Source organism: Paenibacillus sp. L3-i20 (assembly GCF_022180385.2).
GTDB lineage: Bacteria > Bacillota > Bacilli > Paenibacillales > Paenibacillaceae > Pristimantibacillus.
The window spans coordinates 760190-785455 of the sequence record NZ_BQME02000002.1 but is presented as its reverse complement, the minus strand read 5'-3'; the positions used below and the strand labels follow the sequence as shown (position 1 = coordinate 785455).

Here is a 25266-nt window from a genome sequence, read left to right as displayed (position 1 = left end):
GGTTATCCCTGCACCGCCATTTCTGGCTTTTGGTCTATTGCCGCCTTCTTGAGCAGATTGTGGGCGAGCGAAAGCCACCCGACCTCAAGGCTTACTTTCGGCAGGCCTCGAAGCAGAAAACGCCGGAATCCCCGGTTGTTTTTCAGTTGTCCAAATACGCTTTCCGGTTCGATCATTCTTCGAACCGACAGCGCATACCCTTCCTCGCTCTTGAGTTTCTCGCGTATTTGTTTCTTGTAACGCAGATACTTCAGGCTCACGCTGATTTCTCGGTTTCCTTTGGCTTTTGTACAAGCCTCTTTGAGCGGACAGCCTTCGCAGTTTTCGCTTCGGTAGTGGCGCTTCCGTAACTCATATCCGCTTTCTGTCGTTTCCTTACTTTCATAGCGAAATAGTAGGTTACGCCCAGCAGCGCACGTCCATATGTCTTCGGCTTCGTCATACTGCCAGTTATCCAACTTACTGATATCTTGCTTCCACTTCTTCGATTTTTCCTTGTGGTATGTGCTGTACTTCACCACTGTTTCTAGTTGTTCGTTTTCCAAGTAAGCGTAATTTTCTTCCCCGCCGTATCCTGCGTCCGCGATAACTGTTTTCGGTATATTTCCCAGAGTTGCTTTTACCTTCTCTAAGTGGGGCTTGAGGCAACGTGTGTCTGTCGGGCGCTGGTGCAAACTGTAGCCGATAATGAACTGGTTTTCCGTTCCGATCTGTACATTGTAGCCAGGTTTGAGCTGGCCATTACGCATGTGATCTTCTTTCATTCGCATGAAAGTAGCGTCGGTATCGGTCTTGCTGAAGCTATTACGATCTCCGAGAATCTCCTGCTGTACTTCGTATTTTTGCAAGCGGGGGAGGAGGTCTTTGCGGATTGCCCGAACTGTTTTTTTCAATGGCTTGTCCTTAGGTTTCTCTTGTAGTTGCTCCTCTAGCTGCTTTACAGCCTCTTCCAGCTTTTCGCTGGTGATCTGTGTGGACTCGCCGAGTTCAGGAAGATCCCATCCGTGATGTTCTTGCTCTTCCTGACGCTCAGATTCTTCAATGGTAGCGAACAAAGTCTGGACTTTCTCCTGCAGCCTCGCCTTCTGTTTCACCACCGCTTTGCCCCAGACAAACGTATAGCGATTGGCGTTAGCTTCAATCTTGGTTCCGTCGACAAAGTAATGTTCAAGCCGCACGTATTTCTCCTCAGCCAGAAATTGTAGAACGGCGGTGAAGACGGTCTCGAGCACCGTCTTCATACGTTCAGAACGGAAACGGTTGATGGTGCGAAAGTCCGGCTGTTGTCTGCCTGCAATCCACATAAACATGACGTTTTCACGGACCGCTTTAGCGATTTGTCGAGACGAGTAGATCCGCTGGGTGTAGGCATAAACAATAACTTTGGTGAGCATTTTGGGGTGGTAGCTATCTCGGCCGCCACCAGGGTATGCGGAGGCAAAGATCCTGTCGCTAAGTCGGTTCACAGCGGCATTTACAATACGCACGAGGTGATTTTGAGGAATGTCATCCTCCAAATCCATTGGCAGGGTAAGTTGGTCCATGGTATATTGAATGTACAAAGAAATCGCTCCTTTTGGAATGGTTGGGTGGTACCTCCATTTTACCAAAAAGCGATTTCTTTTTGTTTATTCAGAACAAAAAAAGCTGTCCCTCAGGTCACTTTATGACCTTTTGGGACAGCCCCTTCGGATCATTTATTTTATATCAAACTCATCTAAAACCAATCCATCTCTATTTAGCGCTTCTACATTGATGTTCCCCTCTGTCTTAGGAATGAAGGTATACCAAAGCTTTAAGGAACCACTTATATCGTGTATTACTATTGCGTTATATGGGACATTGTTATGATCCGTTATTCTCACTGAGGATACGCGTGATTCACTAACTAGACCAAAGAGTAAGTCAGAGGAAGGGTCCGTTGGACTAGTCATTTTTTCACCACTAAAGCGCAAAACCTCACCTTCTTCGAGTGCTTTTTCATATTCAGTAGCGGTTACATAGTCAATTGGAAGTTCTCCTTTCTTCTCAATAGTCCATGCCTGTTCATTGGAATTCCAATTTGCGTAACTAACTTCCCAAATTCTTTTAGACTTTCCTGAAACAATTCTATTTGTAAATAACAACATGCTAGTCTCATCAATGATATCTTTAAAAATAATTTGGCGATTTAAGTTATCATACTCTCGTTTGATCAACTCCAATAACTGTGCATCCGTTGGTATTACCGGTATTACCATGAAATTCTCTTTAGATGGGACAGGCACGCCAGCAACTGTTATTAAACGATCAGATATGTGAGTTTCACGAGAGAACAATATTAGTCCGAGCCCGATTGCCAATAATATTGCACCTCCAGCCCAGTATATTTGTCGAAGTCTTGGAGGAGCTTGAACAGTTGAAATAGTCCGTGATCTAATTTTGTCAGCCAACTCATTTGTAAAGGTCTTTTGTTTTAATGGATTACCTTGCAAATCATCGTACCAATCAGGTCTAGATGGATTCATGAAGCAACTCCTCCTTGGTCAACAATTGTTTCATCTTCTTCCGTGCATCAGATAATCGCGATTTAACTGTTCCTTGTGGGATCTTAAGGATGTCAGATATTTCAGCAATGGATAGCTGATATTTAGCTTGAAGCACAAGCACTTCACGATATTTGGTCGGAAGCTTAAATATCTTCTTCCAAATTTCATTCGCAGCTTCTTCCTCGATATACATTTCTTCTGCTGAACGGCTACTACCGATAGATTTTACAATGTCGACAAGTAAGACTTTACGAATAAACGCAGTTTGAAGAAAATTACGACTCATATTGCGTGTGATTGTGAGTAACCAGGTTTTTATCGAAGCTTCTCCTCGAAAAGAATCTACATGATTATAAACTTGAATAAATACGTCTTGTGTAATATCGTCAGCTGCATTACGATTTTTCGTCAGAAAAAAAGCGTAATTCCATACATCCTGACCATATTGATCCATAAGATGATTCAATGAAACTGAATCCATCTCTGTAATAAACTTTAGATACTGCTCGCTCAATATCTATCACCTCAATTAATAGACAAATCATAAGGCATTATGGTTCGGTAAATATTGTTTTTTGCTTACCATTTATAAAGAATGAGCTTGGAGGAAGTTTTTTAAGATAATCATAATTTATGGAATATGTTTGTTAGTATTGTCCCTTTATAATTATGGTGTAGTCAATACTTCATAAGAAAACTAGTAATAGAAGGATTAAAGAATAAGGAGGGTCTCTTATGGGTAATGTTCAAAACAACACTATTCTATTTGAAGAAGAAACAGTTATTCAGTGGATTAAAGATCATGCACAACCTCTCTCTACCATTGATCCGGAAGCCCCATTTACTGATCTATCTACATTCATACATAGGTTACAAGATACTAAAGTTGTCGGCTTTGGAGAGTCAACCCGTGGCGCCCGTAGCGCACATCAAATGTATGTTATGAAACATCGATTTCTGAGATTTATGGTTGAGAAATTAGAATTTCGTTCCCTCGCTTTGGAGTTACATTGGTTGATAGGTGTCGAGCTTAATGAGTACCTCCGTAAAGGAATTGGAAACCCGAGAACCATACTTTTTAATGCATGGGGTCCTTTGCAAACGGAAGAAATTCTTGCTGCCATTCAATGGATGCGCTTATATAACGAACAAAATCCCAACGATGCCATTCAAGTTTTTGGAGGGTATTCAAGCGATTTGCACGCAAAAGTTTTTGATGTTGTGTCCAACTATGTTCGATTGTGTGCATTAGAACGCATAGTCGAAATTGATATTCATTATTCCGTGCTTCGATCTGCGGACATTAAGAATAAGGAGATACAACAAGTACTTATTCATCACGCCAAACTGGCCTATGAGCTAGTATCAAGCCTCCCAATTCAAGAGGGCTACGATCTGGTGCTCCAATATGCTCGTTTCATCTTGTGTTTCTACGAGCAACAAACTTGTGACAAGCTTAATTTAGATCAAAAGTTTTATAAAAGTATGATTCTTTGGCATGAGCATACTGGTAATCAGATTGTTTATTGGGGTGGCATTGGGCATACAGCTGCAAACAATATACTTGCGAATGGAGAAAGTGTAGGGAGCCATTTGCGGAAGCATCTTGGGGTAGGCTATATCTCTATTGGTCTAACTTTTCACCACGGCTCAGGAGTAGATCTAATTCCATCCCCTTCTCCAGACTTCGCCGAAGCAATTCTGGGCGCGGTTGATTTGAAAAACTATTTTCTAGATATACGTAGTCAACAACCGAAATCTGTTTATGCATGGCTCAACTCTCCAACAAAGACGCGTGTAATCGGTCCGTATTATGACAAAGAGAAGGACGCTGATTTCCATATGACCGGAGTACTTGCTGACTGGTTCGACATCATTATTCATACACAAGAAATCACACCTGCCGAAATATTGACGAAATAATGCTATCAAGCAATAAGAGATCCAAACCACTTAAAGAAGTTTGAATCTCTTTTTAGTGCATTAAACCGACTGCGTTAACTGCATAAACCTACCCATTCGCTCAAGTACCTTTTCTAAATCGATCAGCGAGGTTGCGTATGAGCAGCGAATAAAACCTTCCCCGCCCGAACCGAATACATGTCCAGGAACGACTGCTACCTTTGCTTCATTCAGTAGACGGAATGCGAACTGTTCAGAAGTCATACCAGTTGAAGCTATCGAGGGAAAAGCGTAGAAAGCACCTTCAGGATCATGACAAGATAATCCGATTGTATTCAAACCGCTAACAAAAAGCTTGCGTCGTTCATTATAGCTTGCCATCATCTCATCCTTCGCTAACAGACCATGACGCAATGATTCGAGTGCTGCGATCTGTGCAATCGTAGGTGCGCACATCGTCGTGTATTGGTGGATTTTCAACATGCCGGCTATCAATTCATGCGGACCGCAAGCATAACCTACCCGCCAGCCTGTCATCGCAAATGCTTTCGAAAAGCCACTAATGACAATAGTACGCTCCTTCATGCCTGGTAAAGAGGCGATACTAACATGTTTTCTCCCATAAGTTAACTCTGCATAAACTTCATCTGAAATAACAACCAAATTATGTTTGATAATGAACTCTGCAATGGGTAGCCAATCCTGCTCTGTCATAATTGCTCCGGTCGGATTACACGGATAATTGAGCATCAAAATCTTTGATTGTGGCGTAATCGCAGCTTCCAATGCTTGTTGGGTCAGCTTGAATTGTTCCTCTGCGCTAGTGGTTACCTCCACGATTTTACCACCATGAAGATGAGTAATTGGTTCATAAGCAATATAATTGGGTGCTGGTAGTAGCACCTCATCACCCGGATTCATTATTGCCCGCAGTGCTAGGTCTACAGCTTCACTGCTCCCGACCGTCACTATAATTTCCTGCTCGGGATCGTAGGAAAGTGTGAAACTATTAGAGAAATAGGCTGAGATCTCTTCACGAAGTTCCATCAAACCGGCATTTGACGTATATTTTGTGTTACCTTCTCGTAATGCATGAATACAAGCATCACGTACCTTTTCTGGTGTAATAAAATCTGGTTCCCCGATTCCGAGGGAAATTGTATCTCTGCTTACTGCATTCAGATCAAAATAAGCGCGAATGCCCGATGGGCGTATTTCTCGAACACGCGAAGATAAAAACCGTTCTGCAACGTCTTCTCTATACATATTGTACCATCTCCCATTCTTGTTTCCGTACAGAAAGCGAACTAACAATAATTCGATCGAGCAACTGTGGAAAAGTCATACCTGCTGCTGCCGCGCTCTTCGGTAGCAGACTGTTTGCTGTCATTCCTGGCAAGGTGTTAACTTCCAGCACGTAAGGTACATCTTGATACAACATCATATCGACTCTTGCATAGACTTTGCACTGCAACGTATTGTAGCTGGCTAGAGCCGCATCGCGCACACGCTGCTCAATAATGGGAGGAAGCTGGATGACTTTCTCCTCTGCACCGTCGATTTCATATTTTGCTTTATAGTCGAACCACTCCGAGTGTACGGAACGAATGCCGATAATTGGCAGTATCTCGCCATCGACAATTGAGCAGGTAAGCTCCATGCCCTCTATATAAGATTCAATTAGAATAGATTGGTCAATGCTGTATGCCTCCTGAACAGCAGGCAAAAGTTCCTTCTCATTATGCACAAGCTGAACCCCAATACTGGACCCTCCCATATTCGGTTTCACAATAACGGGGTAGCCTAACTGTTCCACTGCTTGCGGAGCATAATCGTCCATCCCATGCCAACAAAGACCTGCAGGCGTTTGTACATCTACTGCCTTCAGCAGCATTTTGGTCAGTTGCTTGTTCATACATAAGCTGCTTGCTAAGACACCGCTTCCCGTATATGGAATGCCTAATGTCTCAAGTGCTCCCTGCACCGTTCCATCTTCACCGTATTGGCCATGCAGAGCTAATAACGCGAGATCGATGTCAGCCTGCTGTACTTGTTCTATTAAGTCTGCTCGATGGTTGAGTATGATTGGAAACACCTCATAGCTGTTGCGATCCAAATAATTGATTATCTCTTGACCAGTCTGTAATGAAACCTCTCGCTCAGAGGAAACGCCCCCCATAATGACGCCAACTTTCATCCTGCCACCTCTTTTTCTTAGAAAAGGATTATAGTTAAATAAAGTGATGTGCCTGTTTACCGATTATCTGAATGCCCCGCACAATATTTTCATCTGATACACGTGAAAAACCAAGTCGCAATGTATTCTTCCCTTCGCCTTCATGAACAAAAAATTTGTCTCCCGGTGTGAAAATTACTCCCTCTTCTATACATGCATCTAGCAACTGACATGTATTTACGTTTGGCGGGAAGCTCAGAAACAAATGTAATCCCCCGTCTCCAGACAGGTCAACCATTGGTAGATATTTTTCACAGCATGTTTTTGTTAGCTCATATTTGCGCTTATATTCCATTCTTGCTTTTTTTACATATTTATCGAAATTTCCATTAAGCAAATATTGATATAATATCGATTGATCGATTGTTGATGTATGGATGGAACGTGCGCGCTTGATACTCTCCAAATTGTCAATCAACGCCTTGTCTCCAAGCACCCACCCTACTCGCAAGCCGGGGAATAGCACCTTAGAGAGACTCCCAATATAAATAACTCCGTTCCCTTGCCCTGCTGTCGCTATTAGAGGTGCAATATGTGCTCCTGAGTAGCGCAGCTCTTCATTGAATCCATCCTCGATTACTGGAACCTGGTACTTCATCATTAAATTCATTACGGCGCTGCGCTTTGCCGGCGACATGACGATGCCCGTTGGATTATGATAGGAGGGTGTTAAATAAGCCAGATCGAAACGGATTGTCTGCTGTTGCAAAACGGCCTCGAGCTGCTCCACATGTATACCGTCATGCTCCATCGGAATTCCGGTAATATCAAATCCTTGCAGTTTCAAATTTTTGATTGCTGTATGATGAGTCGGATTTTCGCAAATTGCCGCTCCACGACGTGCAGATGGGCGCAGTGCTGACAGCACAATATCGAAGCCTTCTGTGAACCCATTTGTAATCAAAATATCTTTTCCGTTTGTATTAACGCCCTTATTTTCCATATAACGCATTAAGTATTCAATTAGCGGTTTGTAGCCTTTGGCATAGCCGTAGTTGAGCAGAACTTGCCCTTCAATTGCCATCCGATCCAGAAAGGCTCGCTTAACATCCCCCAGATCAAACAAATGTTCATCAGGAGCGATACTTGTAAATGATATCGTTCCTTTTGGGGCGCTTATGCCTTGCTTCATCATGTCCATCTCGACAGCCGATACGGCATAGTCGTTCATTCGTGCCTTCCAGTCCATTTGCCAGAAAGATGATCCGTCAGTTTCTCCGTTATAGGCAGTCGAATGGTTCACCATAGCAGCTACATAGCTGCCTTGGCTCGGAATTGCATACGTAAATCCGTCATCCCCTAGTCCTTCATAAGCTGCAATGACCGAATTGCGACTCACCTTTAGCAATCCGCTCATTTCTCGTGACGAGGGCAGCTTCTGATCCGGACGGAACACCCCTTTTATAATTAAACGTTTAACGTATTCTTTCACTTGTATTGCGACCGGACGGTCACGAACGAGCTTGAAATCTTGATACATCATCATCGCCCCCGTCTATAATGATGGCATAATAGTCTTGAGAAAAAAAGAACCATCCTATTAAATATTTCAACCTATTGTGGTTCCCAGTCTGCCATAATCACAAAAAAAATGGGCATCTATTTCTAAGAAATAGATGCCCAAATGACGATAGAATCAACTATTATTTAACGGTGTAAATGAATATTAATTCAGTATTTAATCTTCCTCTTGATCAAGGAATGACTCAAGATCGTCAAGTTTATTTGACCAAAATTGCCGATATGACGCAAGCCACCTATCGACTTCTTGAAGCGGCTCTGGACGTAAGGAATAGATGTTTTTTTGCGATACGGAGCGTACCTTTACTAGACCTGCTTCTCGCAATATTTTAAGATGTTTGGAAACGCCCGGTTGACTCAACTGACACTGTTCTACAAGTTCGCCTACTGACCGTTCGCGAATGCGCAACAAATCTAATATGGACCGTCTATGCGGTTCCGACAAAACTTCAAATATATTCGTATTCATCATATACACCTTCGATTCACTTCTCTATGTTTGTAATGTTACCAGTACGTTTTGAATATTGCTCGGCCATCAGCCCTTCCTCGAGATGTTGAGGATCCCAAAGCAATTCCTATTAATCGATTATAGAAGCATATTTATTACGCATTTCTTTAAATTGCTCCCAAGGGAAGTCAGCAGACTTTTCTTGAAGAATTAAATCCAACACATCCAGATGAACATGCCAGCCCGATAGAAAATTGATAACTACAGCAGACTCGAAGAACGTATGTGTCAGCTTAAGTAGGCATCCCTCATCTTTGACTTGCAACTCCCATCGAACCAACGAATTTCCCGAATCTTTCTCCACCCATGTGTACTCCAACTCGTTTGGCGGACTAATCTTAGTGAACTTCCCGTCCACCAGATCACCATTGTCCCACCGGAATGTAATCTGTCCATCATCAATTAGATCGAATTGCGCTTGGGCATTTAACCAATGGGCGATACGATCGGGACTCGTAATCGTGCGCCATACTTTTTCTACAGGATGATTAAGATTTCGCTCGAAATAAATAACACGTTTTCCTTCAGATTGTAGAATTTTGCCGTCCATGATATCCCCTCCAAAAAATAATTTACATATTATATAATATATATTACCTTATGGTTATATAATTGTAAAGAAATAAAGCAACCGCTGTTGCAGTTGCTTTTTGTTTAAGATGTTTTTTTGCCATTGTCAAAATCATAATTGGTACCATGAAATTCTAATCGTATCCCAGTAACTTCAGTTAAATCAAGCTCATCATTATCATCTTCATTAATGGTAATTGTCCAATCTGTAAAAGGACCTAACGCTGCGTAATTTGATGTTCCTTCTTCCACACCGAAATTCGCTTCCTCAACAACTTGATTAGTATCTAAATGGTAAATAAAAGGCTTATTGACCGGCTCGTGTGAGAAGCTGAACACATCACCTATTTGGTTAGTAATCTTCTCTTCACCTTTATGTGTAATATGAACTCGCAGTTGATTATTGGCCGTTTTTGCTCCGTCAATCCATACTCTAACATAACGCACTCTCACATTAGCCATTTTTGCAAAGATATGATTGTTTTCATCCTTCTTAAACGTAATATCTGGCGTAACTACAGCAATTGGAACAATAATTTCTTTCACAAGTTGCAACATCTCCACCTGATAGGATGGAAGCTCCAAAATTAATCCTTGATCATCAGGATGTCGTGGAAATTCAGAGCAGTTTGTTCCAAATCTTTCGACTGCTTGTTGATAATCGTTAATGATTTCATTTTTGATCGATAATAAGATTGCGTAATTAATTTGCGGGAGCTTATTACTTTTATACACTTTGGTCAAAGGATTACGGTCGGTCAAAGACCAGAAACGATAAGCTCGAGCTGTTAAATCCAGTACTTCCATAAGTTGATTTCTAGCAGAATAGATGATGCTGGACATAAATGTGACGAGATCAGGCAAGTTTGGTGATAGCTTATCAAGAGCTTCATCATTTAGTTCCTTCGTTTGTTCATCTGCCGATTTAATCATCTCGTGGTTTCGCAACATGATCAGAACACTTGCGTTGTAAGTGAGAATCGTATTGTTTCGAGCGATTACTTGAGAAATATATTGTTTAAACACTTTTTTCAATTCATCAAGCTGTTTAGGGAATTTCCCGTAAAAATCATTTAAAAAGGTAAATAGTTCTTTTTCTGTGGCGATCAGTCTTCCTGCAGCAGGATCATCTGCTGACAATAAACCGTTATCCAAGGATTGATACCCTTCTACTAAACTATCGATGTCTGTTTTTACTGTCTTAACTTGTCTGACCAAATAATCTTTGTTGACGGGTATATCTTTGTCATTCGTAATTTTTGTCGTTGCTTTGTAATAAAATTCGCTAGCCAAAGTCGAGATCATAAATACATCATCCGGTACAAAGGCTAAAGTAGTTAACGATTGAAATAAATTGTCGAAGTTAAAATCAAAGTAGCTTTGTATGTCATTTTCAAGATCTTTGATAGCATCAGTCACTTTTTTCTTAAGAGTCGGTAAAATGTTTTGATAGCTGTCGATGACAGTCGCAGTTTTCAAAACCGTATGTTTTAATGCATTAAGATCATTTTGTGCTGTTGCTTTTATGTCAGTTAATGATTCTCTTGCACGTTTTACTTGCTCACTATCAGCTTTATTCTTATTCAGTTGTTCAAAATAGGTATTGTATTCAATTTGCAGTTTGCCGAAATTATCGATGAGCGTCTCTAACGTATCCTTATAGAAAGCAAAGGATGCCATTGGCACATGATTACTATCATAACCAAACAAATCTTTGCCACTACCAAGTTGTTTAATATATTGGGTTGCTTGAGCATTAACATATTTTAATTGTGCAACGGCTCCGATAGCCCCTATTTCCGCTTCATGCTTTTTGTAATACTGTACAAGCTCGGAAGTTTCTGTTGCGTTTACAAATACTTCTGTACGAGCTTGCAAACGAAGCAATAAGGTGAATAAATCTTTAACGCCTTGTGGTTTTAATACGGGGTCGATGGTCAGATACATTAATTTAATTTTCTCTAATAACCGGGTACACTGGCTCGGATGAATCATTAAAAAGGGTGCAAATGGTTTATTAATGACATCTTTGGACTGGTCAAATAATACATGTTGCAGCGTTCCTGGTTTCCCCTTCTCTCCATTGACCCCATTCATTTTCCCTTCACCGTATACGCCATAATTTCCACCAGATACATCAATAGTCGATAATAAAGAACTGTTCCACTCTGCGATCAAACCTTGCAATTCGAATGATGCATTTTCTAATGCTAATAAGCAATCTTTAATGGTTGTAGCCTTAGTTGCTTCTACTAACGTTTCTTTAAATGTAGTTAATAGGACTACATCAGGGCTTGATTTCAGCTGCTCGGCTAATGCTGATTGGATGCCAGTTAGCGATTTGAGCTGAGCTATTTGTTTAAGTTTAGTAAACCACGCAAAGTAAGGTAAACTGTTAAGAATGACAACATGACCACCATTCCCTCCGTTACCACCATCCCCGCCAAGCGTCGATAAAGTGCCTTGTTGACCTTCACCACCTGCACCGCCGCCAGCAGAAATATGAATAAGGGGAGACTGAACATCTACTGATTCTATATAGAGTGATAGTTGTCCGCCAACAGCGCCATCGCCGCCCTTAACCCCTTTTTTGCTAGTACTTTGATTAGGTGTATCTTGACTTCCTCCCGGTTTTCCAGAAAGATCTAGCGCACCTTTGCCAGCAATAGAAATGGAATGAGTGGAGATAACCCCCTTTTTAAATCGAAAAGTAGATGATAACAATAAACCTTCTGTATAAATATATATATTGTCTTTACTCGAATAATCGTCGCCAAACGCAGCTTGTGAACCGATTTGCAATAAATCTCTTGCATTGATAACGATCAAATTATTACCGATCTCCACAATTTGCATATCTTCAAGTGGCTGAGAAAGAGGTATGTTAGGTACATCATTTTTCGCTAGTGTCCCCATCTGCTATCTCCTTTCTAATTCATGGCGTCGTTCTTCTCTCTGTTCTCTCAATCGATCACTTTCCTCGGCAATATCATGTTTTTTCCCATCGTTATCTGTTATCTCATTTTCAGTTTGGTCTCTCCTCGTTTCAGCATCTTTTAACTCATTGGCTAGATGCTCCACTTCAATACGAAGTGCATCCACTTGCTCACGCAAATTATTGTCTTCTGGTTTTTTTAGTAACTCCTCATTAAGCTGTGTTAGCGTATCTTGTTTCGTATTAAGCTCTGTACTTGTTTCGGTTACGGTTGAATTTGCTTCCAAAAACTTAGCTTGAATTTCAAACGCATGCTCCTCTAGCCAATGAGACAATCGATCATTAATTTGGCTAGCAATCGTTAAGCTTAAGTAATTATGTGCACCATCCAGTTTAACTAATTTCTCAAACTGGGGTTCTACAATTTCTTTATTCAGTACACTAGTAACGCCTTCAAGTCCGATATCTCTGTACATGGGGATGAAGATTTCCGATTTAACCGAAGAAGTGACAACGAATTCACTTAACGTTTGCTCGATAGATTTCGTTAGATCATTCGTTAAAATTTGCTTAACTAATGCATCTCTATCTTGTGAGCCTAGATCATTAATATTTTTTAAAACGCCTATTACATCATTGTGAATCCGCTCATCAATTTTTTTGGTAGCTGCTTCCCAGCTCAATTCACCATCAATTTTTTTGGCGAAATCTTCAAAGTGACTCCAGCTTTTCTCCAACTCTTCTTTGGTCAAAGGAGTTTCAAGACCTCTTTCATCAAATATATCGTTATAAATGAGGTCGTCCACCGTATAAACAGATTTAGTCGATTTTGTTATACCATCAATAAGAAAGGTAATTCTTCCTTGTGGTTTTAATAAGTCAATCGGTTTACCCTGTTCTGCTCCCAATATAAGATTCGTACTTGTTCGATCTCGAACGGAAGTAGCAGTAAAGTAGTCTATACCGATTTGCTCAAGTGCTGCGTTGCCGATTGCTCGATTAAAGCTAGCGTCATCTGGATGGAAATAAAGTTTTTCAACTGTATCATCTGGTTGGAAAGCAGCTGGAGTCTCATTACGCGCTAATTCAAAAACTTGATTAATAATACTGTCTGGATCTTGATCATAAGCAAGATTAAATCCATTAATCTCCTTCTCCGATTCAAATAGAAACATCGTTCGTAGCTCGCTCACTTTAGATTTCTGCCATTTTGGTTCAGGATTTCCAGCTTCATATTCGAAATAACTAACCTCTTGTTGAGCTGGCACAGTAGAATCTTGATAATGTTCTATTTCTGGGAAACTTGTATGTAGCGGCCCGTCTTCTTCAAGAGACAGATACAATCCTTGTTTACCAATTTGCTCGTTGCCGTCGACACCCGTCCATCGGTTCGTTTTATCTTCACCAGGATGTGTCCAAATCGTTCTTCCTGCTTGTTCTTGTTGAGGCAGAAAATTACGATATTCGACATAGCGAAGTAGTGCAGATCCTGCATTCAATTTGTTCCGATAAGGCTCTAATTGCTCTGGAGTGGCATTAGCAAAGTAGCGCTTTGCTGCATTATAAATAGCTTTATACAATTCTGGAGTTAGTAGTTTAGGCATGATTAGTTTCCCCTTTCACAATTTGTCCTACAAGTAAAAAGTCATGTGGTGTTTTAATCCCTACTGTTCTATCCAATTGAATGATATGTTGACCTGGCGCAAGTAAGTTTGTTGTATTGAAAAAATTTAATCCTTGGAAGGCAAAATGAATGGAAGGTGCACGAAGTGACATCTCTTTGGTATAGAACCTTGGAACTCCACCATTACCAACACCTTCCGTTATTACATGGTAGTCACTTGGCGAAACGGATAAATCTGAACTTATTACGTCGTACTCATCCAAAGTGAGGGGGATTTCTTCTTTTTCTAAGTTGATTGTAATTTTCACTTGTCCTCTATAAATTTGGGGCATTCCACGAACGCCTGGAGGGTTCCCTACCGTTTCTTCCCACGAAGAAGTTGTATCCCCTTCCCATGTAAGCTTTAATTGTCCTTTTGCTAACTCTAAATGTAAGGGGAAGTCTACAAAATTGATATTGAGTCCTTCGTATTTCCAATTGCTTGTGTAAAAATAACCGGATTGCCCATTTGCGATAATGGATAACGGAATGGTCAACGTTAACGCTATACCTTCAGCAGCTGAATTAAAGGAAACGCTGTATCCTAGTTGCGTTAATTGAGGCAGTAGAAAAACTTTAGAAATAAGGGAGTTCGATAAGATCAGAGATGCAGTATAGTCTTTGGCTATAGGAAACATAGATATATCTAAAGGCTGGAATGTTGGAGATAAATTTCCGGGTGGATTGCCGCTTTCCTTAGTTTGAATATATAAACTTAATACACCGTCTTCTTGTTCACCCATCGATGCAAATGCGAATGATAGTGGTGTTAAAATCGTTTGTCCACTACTCGGAACTTTATTATTTAATGTGGTCAAAGCGTAATCGACTTCTTTAATATTAGTTTGGAAGTATTCGCTTAGTGCCGGTAAAAAGTATGTCACAAGCGGATCTTTATCTTTAGGATCTGGTTTAGGCTGAATCGTATAAGCCGTTCCTTTTTCAGTTTTGAAATGTATGATGACGTGGGTGTCATGTTCTTTGCCGTCATTAAATTCGATTATACTGCCTTGTTCAACCACTTTTCCTGTATCACCACAGATCGCTGCTAGCGGGACGATAGCAGCAATACTATATTTGCCGGCAGGAATCTCTACAGTACTACTAGGTTTATCCGACCCTTTTGGAGGAATTACAGTAAACGAACTCCCTTCAATGATTGGCATCAATAAACTCGCATATCCAGATCTACCACTTACAAAGGATAGTTTAGGCGATGCAAATTGAATCGTATAACGAATCGAATATTCTGTGCCTGAAAATGGATCTACTATGTCTGTAGATAACTGAACTTCTTTTGCCAATTTACCCGCATTGTATTGATTAAGTAGAAAACTGTTAAGTTGCTTAACTTGATAAGAACAAACAATGTCCCATTGATTGGTTGTAGGCACTCCTTTCATAGCATGTGCAAGTTCTTCGATTGTTGGATAAGTATCAGACACACAACCACTCCTTTTGTTCGATTTCCAGATTCACTACTAGAGATTTATATTACTTGGACCGAGCATCTATACGCTCCATTCACATATATCTCTCTAGCTTCTATTTTAAAATGAACAAAAACAAAAAAAAGCTACCCAAAAGGGTAGGCTATATTAAAAATGAAGCTGTAATTTTGATTACATGAGATGGAAGTAATGTTTAGACTGTTTGACTGCTTGTGTACGGTTGTTAACGCCGAGTTTACGATAAATATTTTTTACATGAAATTTAACGGTGTCGAGCGAAATATGCATACGAGGCGCTATCTCCTTATTATGTAAACCTTCAGAGATTAAAAAGAGCACCTTTACTTCCTGATCTGTTAATCTTGCTTTTGACAACAATTCATAGGTTGGCCAAACTTGAGCTTCTTTTAGAAGCTTTTCGACATAATTGTGGGGTGCCGCTTTGTCCCTTTGACTGCGCTGTTCTTCGAGAAGTTCGGTCAACATTTCAATCATCGTCGCCCCTTCATCAATGAAGCTGCGAATATAGCCTGTTGGCTTAGAGAGTTTCAGCGCATCTTTCAACACAGTAAGAGCAGCCTCAGTCTGATGTGAAAGCTTTAGCACCGTGCTCTTTACAATTAATAGCTTTATGTGAAGCCGTAAATAATTTTCCTTCTTAACCAGGCACTCCAGCTTATCAATCAAAAGAAGAGCTTCTGTTTTTCGCTCATTGGTCGCTAAAATTTTTGCCAGCACCAAATATTCGTCCATGCGATGAATGGACACTTCATCAGAAGGAGACAAACCTGCTTGTCCAGACCAATCGATTGCTTGCTGAATCTGACCTTGGCGAAAAAATAAATGAGCCTGCTGCTCCTTAATCTTTCGCATAATTAATACATAGTCCGGCGAATCAATCGTTGAACTGAGCCTAGTAAGAGATTCTATGGCTTCATAATCTTTACCTAAAGCCTGCTGAAACCATGACAATAATAGATTAAGTTGGATCCGCATCCATATGTTCTTATGTAAGTCTTCTCGTTTCATTGCGGTTACAAGGTATAATTCTAAATCCTCAAAATTGTTCCATTCGTAGAGTAACATACAATAAGAAATATAAAGATAGCCGACAAAGGGATATTGTTTTCGCTTCCCCCAGATCTGAATCCACTTTAGAAGAAACTTCTCTACATCTTTAAGATCATTGTTAAGAGAAAGTAGATCAGTAAATAAATAGTAGTCTTGATAACGATTGCTCCCATAATTTTGAAAGCTGCTGCCTTCAGGCAAATAATGATCAAGCAGCTCGAAATAATAGGATGTTCGGTTCAAATTTCGCTGCAAGTAACAGATGATTCCGCAGAAGTAATAGAGATTGCCCATCAACTGCTTCCATTCCGTCTCTGGTAAACCATCTTTGAGAGCTTCGAAACGTTTCTCCGCTTGTTCGGCTCGATACAAAGCTTTATTCCAAGCACCGTCTTCTAACAATTTAGAAATATAGAACATTTCGAACATCGGTTTTTGTTCGTAGCTGCTCTCGGGGAGTAATGTGATCCACCTAGTCAATACGTTTACTTTAGATTGCATAAGCTCTGGAAGAAGTTGTTCAATCAAACGAACAGCATCCTCAACATGTTTGCCTTTAATGTAATGTTCCACTGCATCTTCATATAATCTTTGATTTTCGAACCAATAAGCAGCATAGACATGGAATCGCCTCCACTGCTCAGGATTCTCTCTAGCACCGATCTGCTGTAGGAAATCGGATAGCAGAGGATGGTACCTATACCACTCCCGGTGGTCATCAAGAGGAATGAGGAATAAATTTAATTGCTCTAGTCGCTCTAGTTGCTCTTGGCTATTCGACTGACCAGTGACCGCTTGGCATAAGTCTCGATTCATTCTTCCTAGAATGGATGTCGCTAGTAAAAATTGCCGCATCGATTCGGGCAGATTCCCATAGACCTCTTCCATTAAGTAACTAAAGATGTGACGCTGCTTTCCGTTAAATTGTCGAATAGAAGCAGCAATATCGCTGCTTCGTTTAAGTGTAATTGCTGCGAGTTGAAGTCCACTTACCCATCCTTCCGTCTGACGGAACAACTGGAATATTTGCTCTTTTGTTAGAGAGACTTTCATCATATCCTGGAAAAAAGCAGTACCTTCGTCCAAATTAAACTGCAAATCCTTCATATTGATATGCACCATTTCTCCCTTAGCCATTAGTTTAGCAGTAGGGAAGGCTAACTCGACGCGGCTGGCGATATAGAGATGGATATGGCTTGGCAAATACTCAAGAAAATAACTCATAGCATGATGAACCATTGGAAAGTCAATGACATGATAGTCATCCAATACGAGAACAAGTGATTCATCCAACTGGTTTAACTCATTCAGAAGAGCCGTGACCCCGGACTCAAATGAAACAGCAGGTTCCATCTTCAGAAAGAGTTCAAGCTTTTCACCGAAACCGGTAACTCTTTCACGAATGGCGGACAATACACAGTTCCAAAAAGGAGCCCAGTCGTTGTCCAGTTTATCTAACGAAACCCACGCCACCATCGTTTCACATTGTTTGGCCCAAGTACTGAGCATTGTCGTTTTGCCATAGCCAGCATGAGCGGACACTAGCGTCAATTTGGACTCCAAACCCTCATTTAACTTATCGTTAAGTCTCGGCCTGGCTACCACGGATTTGCGGGTTTGAGGAATTTCGAGTTTGATCTGGACGAACAAATATATCCCTCCAATGGATCGTATTATCGTCTGTGATCTAGGTTCACAATTTACTAATGGCTTTACGAATATCGTAATCGCTTAGATCGATATCTAATTCCATACCTAGTGCTAATTTAGCCAACTGGTCTCCGATATACGGGGCCATTGTCAATCCGGAGGCACCAAGACCATTTACTGCAAGAACTCCTTCCCAATCCGGAATGGATCCTATGACGGGAAGAAAATCGGCTGTAAAAGGACGAAACCCTACTCTTACTTCTTGGAATGTACAATTTTCCAGTTTATCTGCAACTGTTAAACCTTTGCTTAAAATTTCGTGCATTCCTCCGGGTGTAATCCTCGTATCATAGCCTTCAATATTATTTTCATGAGTCGCCCCTATTACGATTTTCTGTCCTTTAAATGCGAGCAGATATTGATCTGAAGGCGGCATAATAACCGGCCATTGACCAGTTTCTAGTTTCGTATTTGGAACCTGTACATGCATAATTTGTGCTTTCTGATAACTTACCATAAAATCAATACCTAAAGGTTGTAGCAATGGCCTCGCCCAAGCTCCTGCACAAACAATAACCATGTCTGCGGGATAACTATTTGCCCCGACTGTTACGCCAGTTACACGATTGGATTGATATTCAAGCTTAGCATCCCCATAGATAAGTTCAGCTCCATTTCTTTGTAGTGATCGCAACAAAGCATCACGCAAAGCCCGGCCATCGACACGGGCAGCCCCGCTAATATGGATAGATGAATATCCTTCCATGAGGAGTGGAAAACGCTCTCGGGTGCTATATTCATCTAGCCGACTAATCTCACCAATTTCTGGCGCATCTTCAATACGCTTGTTGGCTCTCTCTTCCATTTTGCTGATTTTCTCCGGCTCCGTATGTATGCTTAAAGCTCCGACCCTCGCATAACCTGTTTCCGTCTCCCCTTCGCTTTCAAGCTCCTTAATTAGTTCAGGGTAATAACGCGCTCCAGCTTTTGCAAGTTGATACCATGCCTTATTCCTCCGCTGCGACAGCCATGGACAAATAATTCCAGCAGCCGCATCCGTAGCCTGCCCTTCATCTTTCCGATCGATGATGAGTACATCTGCTCCATGCTTAGCCAAGTGATATGCGGTTGATGCCCCGGCAATTCCTGCACCAATGACAATTACTTTCATGATGATTTCATTCCTTTCTGTTATCACTCTTATCATTATAACGAGATCTCTTTCAAATAGAAAAAGAGGGTGTCTCAAAAGTCATTAACTTATGGAATAGCTGTCGCATGACAACAATCCTTCATTAATAAAAACTTTTTTATAAAGTTTAATGCTCTCTTAAAAAAACGGCTAAAGGAAACTATTTGGTTAACGCTGGTGTAGGTTAATTGTCCTTGAAATAAGAGTTAAAACATTTCTCCGCGTCCATACCGTTTCCATTCATCATCTTAATTAGAAACTCAACTGCCCACAATATCTCTTTATCTTCTTGTGTAGACATCTGCAAAACTCCTATCGAAAAAATAAGAATTGCTGCTTAAAAAATATTTGTTTTTTGTTCCTTAATTTTTTTAACTGATTTCATGTAAATCTCACCTCTCATATATGGATTATATTTATTAAGTCCAACCCCAGTAAGCTCATTGCCTAAGCTCTTCTTTACAGTGTTCAACTTATGAATACGTCAATTATCGATCAGAAGTTTTCTGGGTATATGACTACCTAAATAAACAAAGAAAGCACCGCCCCTAGTCTTGACAGACCTGAGGAACGGCACTTTCATCGATTATATAGCCTTGAAAAAGCTACTTTCATCACGAATTGATGCTTAGTTGACTAAGCTCCACAATGCAGGAACGTTTGACGGTTCCCAGCCTGGCAACGAAGAATGTGCTTGAAGAGCTTTATACGTATTTCCATTGTACGTAACTTGATCGTTCACATTATAGGTTACATTCGCTACCCATGGCTGAACGGTTGAAGGAGATTCTGTCGTGACCGATAAAGTACTGCTTGCTGCTGACACATTGCTCGCCGCATCCTTTGCCTTTACCGTGAAGCTGTAAGTTGTTCCTGCAGTCAGGCTGTTAATTGTAGCAGTTGTTCCTGTAACGGTTGCGACCAAAGTGGAGCCACTGTATACCTCGTATCCAGTTACACCAACGTTATCCGTAGACGCATTCCATGCTAGTGAAACACTCGTGCCCGTTACCGCTGTCGATGCAAGTCCTGTCGGAACAGTAGGTGCTTGCGTATCTGTAGTTGGAACACTGCCTACCCCAACAGCAGCGTAAGAATTTTTGACAGAATTGACCTGCGTGGATGTAGCTCCGAACAGATCAGTTGCCGCTTGAATAGAAGCAGCACGAATTGCTGTGAAATTTGATGATGGCGTTAAGTAAAGCGTAAGAGTTCTGTATAAAATTTTGGCTGCGTCCGTGCGGCCAATACCTGTAACTGTTATCCCGTAATGCGTGCCTCCTTGTGCTAGAAGGTAGAACGCTTTATTGTTAATCCCGCTGTTGATATGCACCCCGCCATTGTCGGCAGTGCCTGTGTATCTGTTGCTGTAATGATCCGGTTGATTGTATGCAGCAGGATCTTCTAGCGAGCGTAGCGCATCTCCCGGAATGTTTGGTGTGTAAATATCGTCACCAAGCAGCCAGTTCGTGCCTTGAATCGCATTGCCGAATATATCCGATACTGATTCATTAAGCGCACCCGATTCACCTTGATAAATCAGATTCGCCGAATACTCAGTAACAGCATGCGTCAGCTCATGTCCGATGACGTCAAGATCGGCCGAGAAGGCCCGGAACAAAGTGCCGTCCCCGTCCCCATAAGCGATTTGCACTCCATTCCAAAACGCATTATTATAATTTAAGCCATAATGAACGGTAGATTTAATAGCAGATCCATTGCCATCCAAGCTGTTTCTTCCAAACGTATTTTTAAAATAATCAAACACCGTTCCAGCATAAGCATGTGCATCAACAGCCGCTGGATCGTTCCACACATTGTCAGCATCCGCTACTACACTACCCGGGAGAAAGCGTCCGTTGTTGGCTGTATACGTCGTAATCCCATTTCCGCGTGTTGTATCTTGAAGCAAATATTGTGAACCGCTAGCTGATGTTGTGAATGTTTTCGTATCCCCAAGAGAGCCAACACCCGTACCTGTCACATGATGTAGCAAGCTAAGCTTGCCTACGATTACACCGTTATCAGCGTTAATGAAGTAACGTATCCGTTCTGGTGAAGGTTCAAGTACGTTAACCTCTGTGACAAAGACAAGCAGATTTTCCCCAGAAATCGGATAAATGTTCAACTCAGCCGTTTGTTCCCGTTGCTGGCTACCTAGCTTGCCAATCAGCTTCTCAGTATCTTGATTAGCAATCGAAATGGCTTTTTCTGCACTGATCTTAGGCGTAACAGCTATAGCCGATTGCAATCCACCATCATCAATTGTTGTTCCGATATAGGAACTGACATTACCTTCATTGTCAAAATGCAACGTTTGATCCGCACCAAATACAGGTATTCCTTGCACATACTGCTTCAACCTGACGTGCCTGGTCCCTGTTTCTGCATCAATAACATCTTGAGTAATTCTGATGTCCTCGTTAACTGCACCAGTTAAACCAAGAACATCTTTTTTGGACTCCAAATATCCCCACACCTTATCTTCATTTGTCAGGCTTTGAGGTGCAACCCATTTCTCCACAATAATTTGAGGTGCTTTTGTTTCTACAAGAATATCTTTAGATTGAACGGATTCATTCGATGTTGCCCATGCAGGAACAGCTACGCTTGTCACCAATGCACCTATAACGACGAGCGTAAATAATTTTTTCATTATTATTCATCTCCTATCCAAATGTTCTTGCAAGAAACTCTCTCTCATTCTCTCTCTCATTCTCTCTCACAAACTTTCACTACCGAATTTTCTAGGCATCCACTCTCCTTTCAGAAATCTAAAACTTTTCTTCTATGTGAGTGAATCAGGATGTCCATAGCTGGTGAAAAGCGAAATTAATTCATTATGAGGTCACATTTAACCGAATGCATGTGGATTGGAACGTAGAGTAGAAAGTTTTGTCTGAACTAGAGAAGAATTTGAATTCGGGAATGATCGTGAACAATCTTATATAACTTAACCAATGCGTTTAGTTGGTTTTAATGTAATTAGAGTATACAACAAAATTTTGGAAAATCTAGTATTTTCAACTATAGGTTTTCTTTATAACCTTATAGCCTTTTTCTAAGAGTTATTACTGGGTACCAGATTATCGACCCATAATCCAAAAAAAAAATTGCAGAAATGATAACGATTACACTATAATTTACCTTATTAATTATGGATAGTATTGAAGGAGTGGAGAAATGCGCTCGTATTGGCTATGGCTTTTGTTACTAATGGCGACTTGGCTATTCGCGTGGCTCAGCTTACCCACCGAGACGGCTATGAAGCCATGGCGACTAGTCGCTATCTCGTTATTTTTGGCGCTATACTTTTTCGCTTCACTGCTGCGTAAGCGTCCCTATCAACTAACCGTATTATTAATAACTGCATCTGTAATAGCTACAATTGCGTTATTACCTAACCGAGTTGGCGAACCTGTTCCCTATTTAATGCTCCTTTATTCACTAATTGCAGGCAAGGCAATTTATCGATTGCCTCCCCTGCTAGCGGGTATCGTCGGAATATCAATCCTTAGTATTCTTGTTGCACCTGCCTTGCTTGGCTACCCGCACTTCTCGCCAATGTTTTCTATCTTATTTGTTGCCATACATGCTGCCGGTATGACTGTTTATAGTATGACAAGGACCCGACTGGAAGAGGTTGAATTACGAAATGATGCGCTTCTAAGTGAATATCGCAACTTGAAAAGGCGGATCGTTTCCGAAGAAGAAGTAGCTCGTCAGGAAGAACGTACACAAATTGCGAGAGATATTCACGATTCAGTGGGTCATAAGTTGACGGCGCTGCTCATGCAGCTCGAAGTGTTCCGAATGCAGGCGGACGAGCAGCTCGCCCCCCGCGTTCAGGAATTGAAGATGTTAGCTAGAGACAGTCTCGAAGAAACCAGGAGCGCCGTCAAGTCACTAAAGCAGCAAGAAACTGGCGGACTAACAGCGATCTTGGGCATGATCCGCAGGCTGGAAGCCGAGCAGTTTATGCAGGTACAATTTACTGTGAAGCATGGAGCGTTATCTATGCCACTCGATACAATACAATCATTTGCAGTGTATCGGGCAGTTCAGGAAGCGATGACTAATATAATGCGGCACAGCAAGGCACATGAAGTTGCTGTCACATTCGAAGCACTCGGAGACGACTTATTCCAATTTGAAATAATTAACCGGATGCCCTACACAGTGGACGTACGCGAAGGCTTCGGCCTTCAATCGATGCGGGAGCGAATTAATGAATCCGGCGGGACGCTACAGGTGATCGCTAATTCTGATTCCTTTGTTGTCCGAGGTGTTTTGCCCATTCTACGAAAGAAAGGTGAAGTCAAATGATCCGAATTTTATTAGCCGAAGACCAAGCGATGGTTAGGCAAGGTTTGAAAATGATGATCGAAACCGACGAAAATATGCGTGTGACTGGCGAAGCTGCAAACGGTATTGAGGCCGTGAAGTTATGCGAATCGCATTCGTTTGATGTCGTCTTAATGGACATTCGTATGCCGGAGATGGATGGTTTAGAGGCAACGCGAATAATCCGTTCCCGCTGGCCGAACTACAAAGTTCTGATGCTAACTACGTTTAATGATGACGATTACGCAATGAAAGCTTTGAAGAGTGGTGCGAGCGGCTACATGCTTAAAGATGCGGATTCGTCCATGTTAATACGCTCCATTCGCAGTTGTATGTCTGGAGGAATGGTACTACAGGACAATGTTGCTGCTAAAGTCATCCCTCGTCTTCTTAAATCCGAACGCTTAAGCACGGTCCATAACTCCATCTCTCCACGCGAGCTAACGATTCTACGTCACATCGGCGAAGGTCGCAGTAATCGGGAAATTGCAGAGCAACTTGGCTTGTCCATCGGCACGGTAAAAAATCATGTTAGTCAGATCATGGAAAAGCTAGAACTTAGGGACAGGACGCAGCTTGCCATCTATGCCATTAAGCATAATGTAGTTTGATCGAACATGACTTTAGTCATGTTTTAGCATAAATCGAATGACTGAAGACAGTGTGCGCACTGTCTTTTTGTATATACACTTAAACCATGATCATAACTGATCATCTGATAGCGGATATCCGATAAGGAGGCATAAATGATGCTGGAAACAGTTGAACTTAGCAAAAGTTTTAGAGGTAAAGCGGTTGTAGACGGCGTAAGTCTGTATCTTGAACAAGGTGAATCAGTTGGATTGATTGGTCCGAACGGAGCAGGGAAATCGACGATAATAAAAATGATCTCGTCACTGCTGCCTCCATCTTACGGGGATGTACGATTAAATGGAAAAAGTGTCATTAAACAACCGCAACATATCCGCAAAGTACTCGGTGTAGTACCACAGGAAGTCGCTTTGTACGGAGAGCTAAGTGCTTACGAAAATCTTATGTTTTTCGGACATATCTACAAGATGAGAAAAAAGGAGCTCGAAATTAAAATTCAGGAGGTTCTTGAGATGGTTGGACTTCGGGAGCGTCAAAAAGAGATAATCAAGACGTTTTCTGGAGGTATGAAACGACGTATTAATATTGCCGCCTCCCTCCTTCACGACCCGCAGATCGTTATTATGGATGAGCCAACAGTCGGGATCGATCCCCAGTCTCGAAATCATATTTTGGATACTGTTAGACTTCTTAATCATGAAAAGAATATTACCATTCTCTACACGAGTCATTACATGGAGGAAGTCGAGCAATTATGCAATCGAATGTACATTATGGATCACGGCAAGTTGATCGCATCTGGCACGAAAGAAGAACTTGGGCGGATTCTATCTAATGAAGATACGATATTGCTACAGTTGGACGCTTACAATGAGGCGCTTATCGAGGAATTTCTTGCAATGAAACCAGTCCTACAGGTTGAGAAAACCCATCAGGGACTTAAACTAATCGTTGTCAAGCAAAGTAGAATGCTCGGCAGTATTGTACAAAGTGCGGAACGACATGGCGTTCAATTAATCAACATGAATGTAAAAACTCCTAGCCTGGAGGACGTTTTTCTCCATTTGACAGGCCGGACCTTACGTGACTAAAGGAGGATAC

General features: G+C 41.4%; 18 protein-coding genes. 4 read left to right on the top strand and 14 right to left on the bottom strand.

The window, feature by feature from the left end; translation table 11 throughout:
- Positions 1-2: 2 nt before the first annotated feature.
- The 3 genes from MFF31_RS16890 to MFF31_RS16880 form a co-directional block, all read right to left on the bottom strand.
- Entirely contained in the window at positions 3-1562 is a 1560-nt protein-coding gene (locus MFF31_RS16890) for an IS1182 family transposase (RefSeq protein ID WP_238187063.1), read from the bottom strand.
- A gap of 135 nt (positions 1563-1697) precedes the next feature.
- Entirely contained in the window at positions 1698-2507 is an 810-nt protein-coding gene (locus tag MFF31_RS16885) for a hypothetical protein (protein WP_238189433.1), read from the bottom strand.
- Entirely contained in the window at positions 2494-3042 is a 549-nt protein-coding gene (locus MFF31_RS16880; protein WP_238189431.1) for an RNA polymerase sigma factor, read from the bottom strand. The genes MFF31_RS16885 and MFF31_RS16880 overlap by 14 nt, the downstream gene beginning before the upstream one ends.
- Before the next feature lie 221 nt (positions 3043-3263).
- Between MFF31_RS16880 and MFF31_RS16875 the strand changes: the two genes are divergently transcribed.
- Positions 3264-4451, top strand: a complete 1188-nt coding sequence (locus MFF31_RS16875; RefSeq protein ID WP_238189429.1) for an erythromycin esterase family protein — start codon at positions 3264-3266, stop codon at positions 4449-4451.
- A 60-nt stretch (positions 4452-4511) separates the two neighbouring features.
- On the opposite strand, the gene MFF31_RS16870 is transcribed toward MFF31_RS16875, so the two are convergent.
- The 11 genes from MFF31_RS16870 to MFF31_RS16820 form a co-directional block, all read right to left on the bottom strand.
- Complete coding sequence (locus MFF31_RS16870; RefSeq protein WP_238189428.1) at positions 4512-5696, bottom strand: aminotransferase class I/II-fold pyridoxal phosphate-dependent enzyme; 1185 nt, start codon at positions 5694-5696, stop codon at positions 4512-4514.
- Complete coding sequence (locus tag MFF31_RS16865; RefSeq protein WP_238189426.1) at positions 5689-6627, bottom strand: D-alanine--D-alanine ligase; 939 nt, start codon at positions 6625-6627, stop codon at positions 5689-5691. The genes MFF31_RS16870 and MFF31_RS16865 overlap by 8 nt, the downstream gene beginning before the upstream one ends.
- A gap of 34 nt (positions 6628-6661) precedes the next feature.
- On the bottom strand, positions 6662-8146 hold the full coding sequence (locus tag MFF31_RS16860; RefSeq protein ID WP_238192100.1) for an aminotransferase-like domain-containing protein: 1485 nt from the start codon (positions 8144-8146) through the stop codon (positions 6662-6664).
- A 198-nt stretch (positions 8147-8344) separates the two neighbouring features.
- Positions 8345-8659, bottom strand: coding sequence for an ArsR/SmtB family transcription factor (locus MFF31_RS16855; protein ID WP_248565507.1), 315 nt, complete (start codon positions 8657-8659; stop codon positions 8345-8347).
- A gap of 109 nt (positions 8660-8768) precedes the next feature.
- Positions 8769-9248 (bottom strand): SRPBCC family protein, encoded by a 480-nt coding sequence (locus MFF31_RS16850; protein ID WP_238189422.1) that lies wholly within the window; start codon positions 9246-9248, stop codon positions 8769-8771.
- A gap of 104 nt (positions 9249-9352) precedes the next feature.
- The gene (locus MFF31_RS16845) at positions 9353-12184 is read right to left on the bottom strand and encodes a hypothetical protein (RefSeq protein ID WP_238189420.1); all 2832 of its coding nucleotides are present in this window, start codon (positions 12182-12184) and stop codon (positions 9353-9355) included.
- Positions 12185-12187: 3 nt separating this feature from the next.
- The gene (locus tag MFF31_RS16840; protein ID WP_238189419.1) at positions 12188-13807 is read right to left on the bottom strand and encodes a hypothetical protein; all 1620 of its coding nucleotides are present in this window, start codon (positions 13805-13807) and stop codon (positions 12188-12190) included.
- Complete coding sequence (locus MFF31_RS16835) at positions 13800-15311, bottom strand: hypothetical protein (protein ID WP_238189417.1); 1512 nt, start codon at positions 15309-15311, stop codon at positions 13800-13802. The genes MFF31_RS16840 and MFF31_RS16835 overlap by 8 nt, the downstream gene beginning before the upstream one ends.
- 177 nt (positions 15312-15488) lie before the next feature.
- Complete coding sequence (locus tag MFF31_RS16830) at positions 15489-18038, bottom strand: winged helix-turn-helix domain-containing protein (RefSeq protein ID WP_238189416.1); 2550 nt, start codon at positions 18036-18038, stop codon at positions 15489-15491.
- Between the two features lie 43 nt (positions 18039-18081).
- Positions 18082-19245: an NAD(P)/FAD-dependent oxidoreductase gene (locus MFF31_RS16825; RefSeq protein WP_375541325.1), complete on the bottom strand. Its 1164-nt coding sequence runs from the start codon at positions 19243-19245 to the stop codon at positions 18082-18084.
- A 613-nt stretch (positions 19246-19858) separates the two neighbouring features.
- Positions 19859-21886, bottom strand: a complete 2028-nt coding sequence (locus MFF31_RS16820; RefSeq protein ID WP_238189415.1) for a M4 family metallopeptidase — start codon at positions 21884-21886, stop codon at positions 19859-19861.
- Between the two features lie 527 nt (positions 21887-22413).
- Here MFF31_RS16820 and MFF31_RS16815 point away from each other — a divergent pair.
- The 3 genes from MFF31_RS16815 (at position 22414) to MFF31_RS16805 (ending at position 25256) form a co-directional block, all read left to right on the top strand.
- Positions 22414-23556, top strand: a complete 1143-nt coding sequence (locus MFF31_RS16815) for a sensor histidine kinase (RefSeq protein WP_238189413.1) — start codon at positions 22414-22416, stop codon at positions 23554-23556.
- Positions 23553-24185, top strand: coding sequence for a response regulator (locus MFF31_RS16810; protein WP_238189411.1), 633 nt, complete (start codon positions 23553-23555; stop codon positions 24183-24185). The genes MFF31_RS16815 and MFF31_RS16810 overlap by 4 nt, the downstream gene beginning before the upstream one ends.
- Positions 24186-24323: 138 nt before the next feature.
- Entirely contained in the window at positions 24324-25256 is a 933-nt protein-coding gene (locus MFF31_RS16805) for an ABC transporter ATP-binding protein (RefSeq protein WP_238192096.1), read from the top strand.
- Positions 25257-25266 lie beyond the last annotated feature (10 nt).

What these genes read in the sequence shown, in the direction of transcription:
- MFF31_RS16885 (WP_238189433.1), bottom strand. Translation starts at nt 2,507, where the DNA reads ATGAATCCATCTAGACCTGATTGGTACGATGATTTGCAAGGTAATCCA.
- MFF31_RS16875 (WP_238189429.1), top strand. Translation starts at nt 3,264, where the DNA reads ATGGGTAATGTTCAAAACAACACTATTCTATTTGAAGAAGAAACAGTT.
- MFF31_RS16870 (WP_238189428.1), bottom strand. Translation starts at nt 5,696, where the DNA reads ATGTATAGAGAAGACGTTGCAGAACGGTTTTTATCTTCGCGTGTTCGA.
- MFF31_RS16865 (WP_238189426.1), bottom strand. Translation starts at nt 6,627, where the DNA reads ATGAAAGTTGGCGTCATTATGGGGGGCGTTTCCTCTGAGCGAGAGGTT.
- MFF31_RS16860 (WP_238192100.1), bottom strand. Translation starts at nt 8,146, where the DNA reads ATGTATCAAGATTTCAAGCTCGTTCGTGACCGTCCGGTCGCAATACAA.
- MFF31_RS16855 (WP_248565507.1), bottom strand. Translation starts at nt 8,659, where the DNA reads ATGATGAATACGAATATATTTGAAGTTTTGTCGGAACCGCATAGACGG.
- MFF31_RS16850 (WP_238189422.1), bottom strand. Translation starts at nt 9,248, where the DNA reads ATGGACGGCAAAATTCTACAATCTGAAGGAAAACGTGTTATTTATTTC.
- MFF31_RS16845 (WP_238189420.1), bottom strand. Translation starts at nt 12,184, where the DNA reads ATGGGGACACTAGCGAAAAATGATGTACCTAACATACCTCTTTCTCAG.
- MFF31_RS16840 (WP_238189419.1), bottom strand. Translation starts at nt 13,807, where the DNA reads ATGCCTAAACTACTAACTCCAGAATTGTATAAAGCTATTTATAATGCA.
- MFF31_RS16825 (WP_375541325.1), bottom strand. Translation starts at nt 19,245, where the DNA reads ATGATAAGAGTGATAACAGAAAGGAATGAAATCATCATGAAAGTAATT.
- MFF31_RS16820 (WP_238189415.1), bottom strand. Translation starts at nt 21,886, where the DNA reads ATGAAAAAATTATTTACGCTCGTCGTTATAGGTGCATTGGTGACAAGC.
- MFF31_RS16815 (WP_238189413.1), top strand. Translation starts at nt 22,414, where the DNA reads ATGCGCTCGTATTGGCTATGGCTTTTGTTACTAATGGCGACTTGGCTA.
- MFF31_RS16810 (WP_238189411.1), top strand. Translation starts at nt 23,553, where the DNA reads ATGATCCGAATTTTATTAGCCGAAGACCAAGCGATGGTTAGGCAAGGT.
- MFF31_RS16805 (WP_238192096.1), top strand. Translation starts at nt 24,324, where the DNA reads ATGCTGGAAACAGTTGAACTTAGCAAAAGTTTTAGAGGTAAAGCGGTT.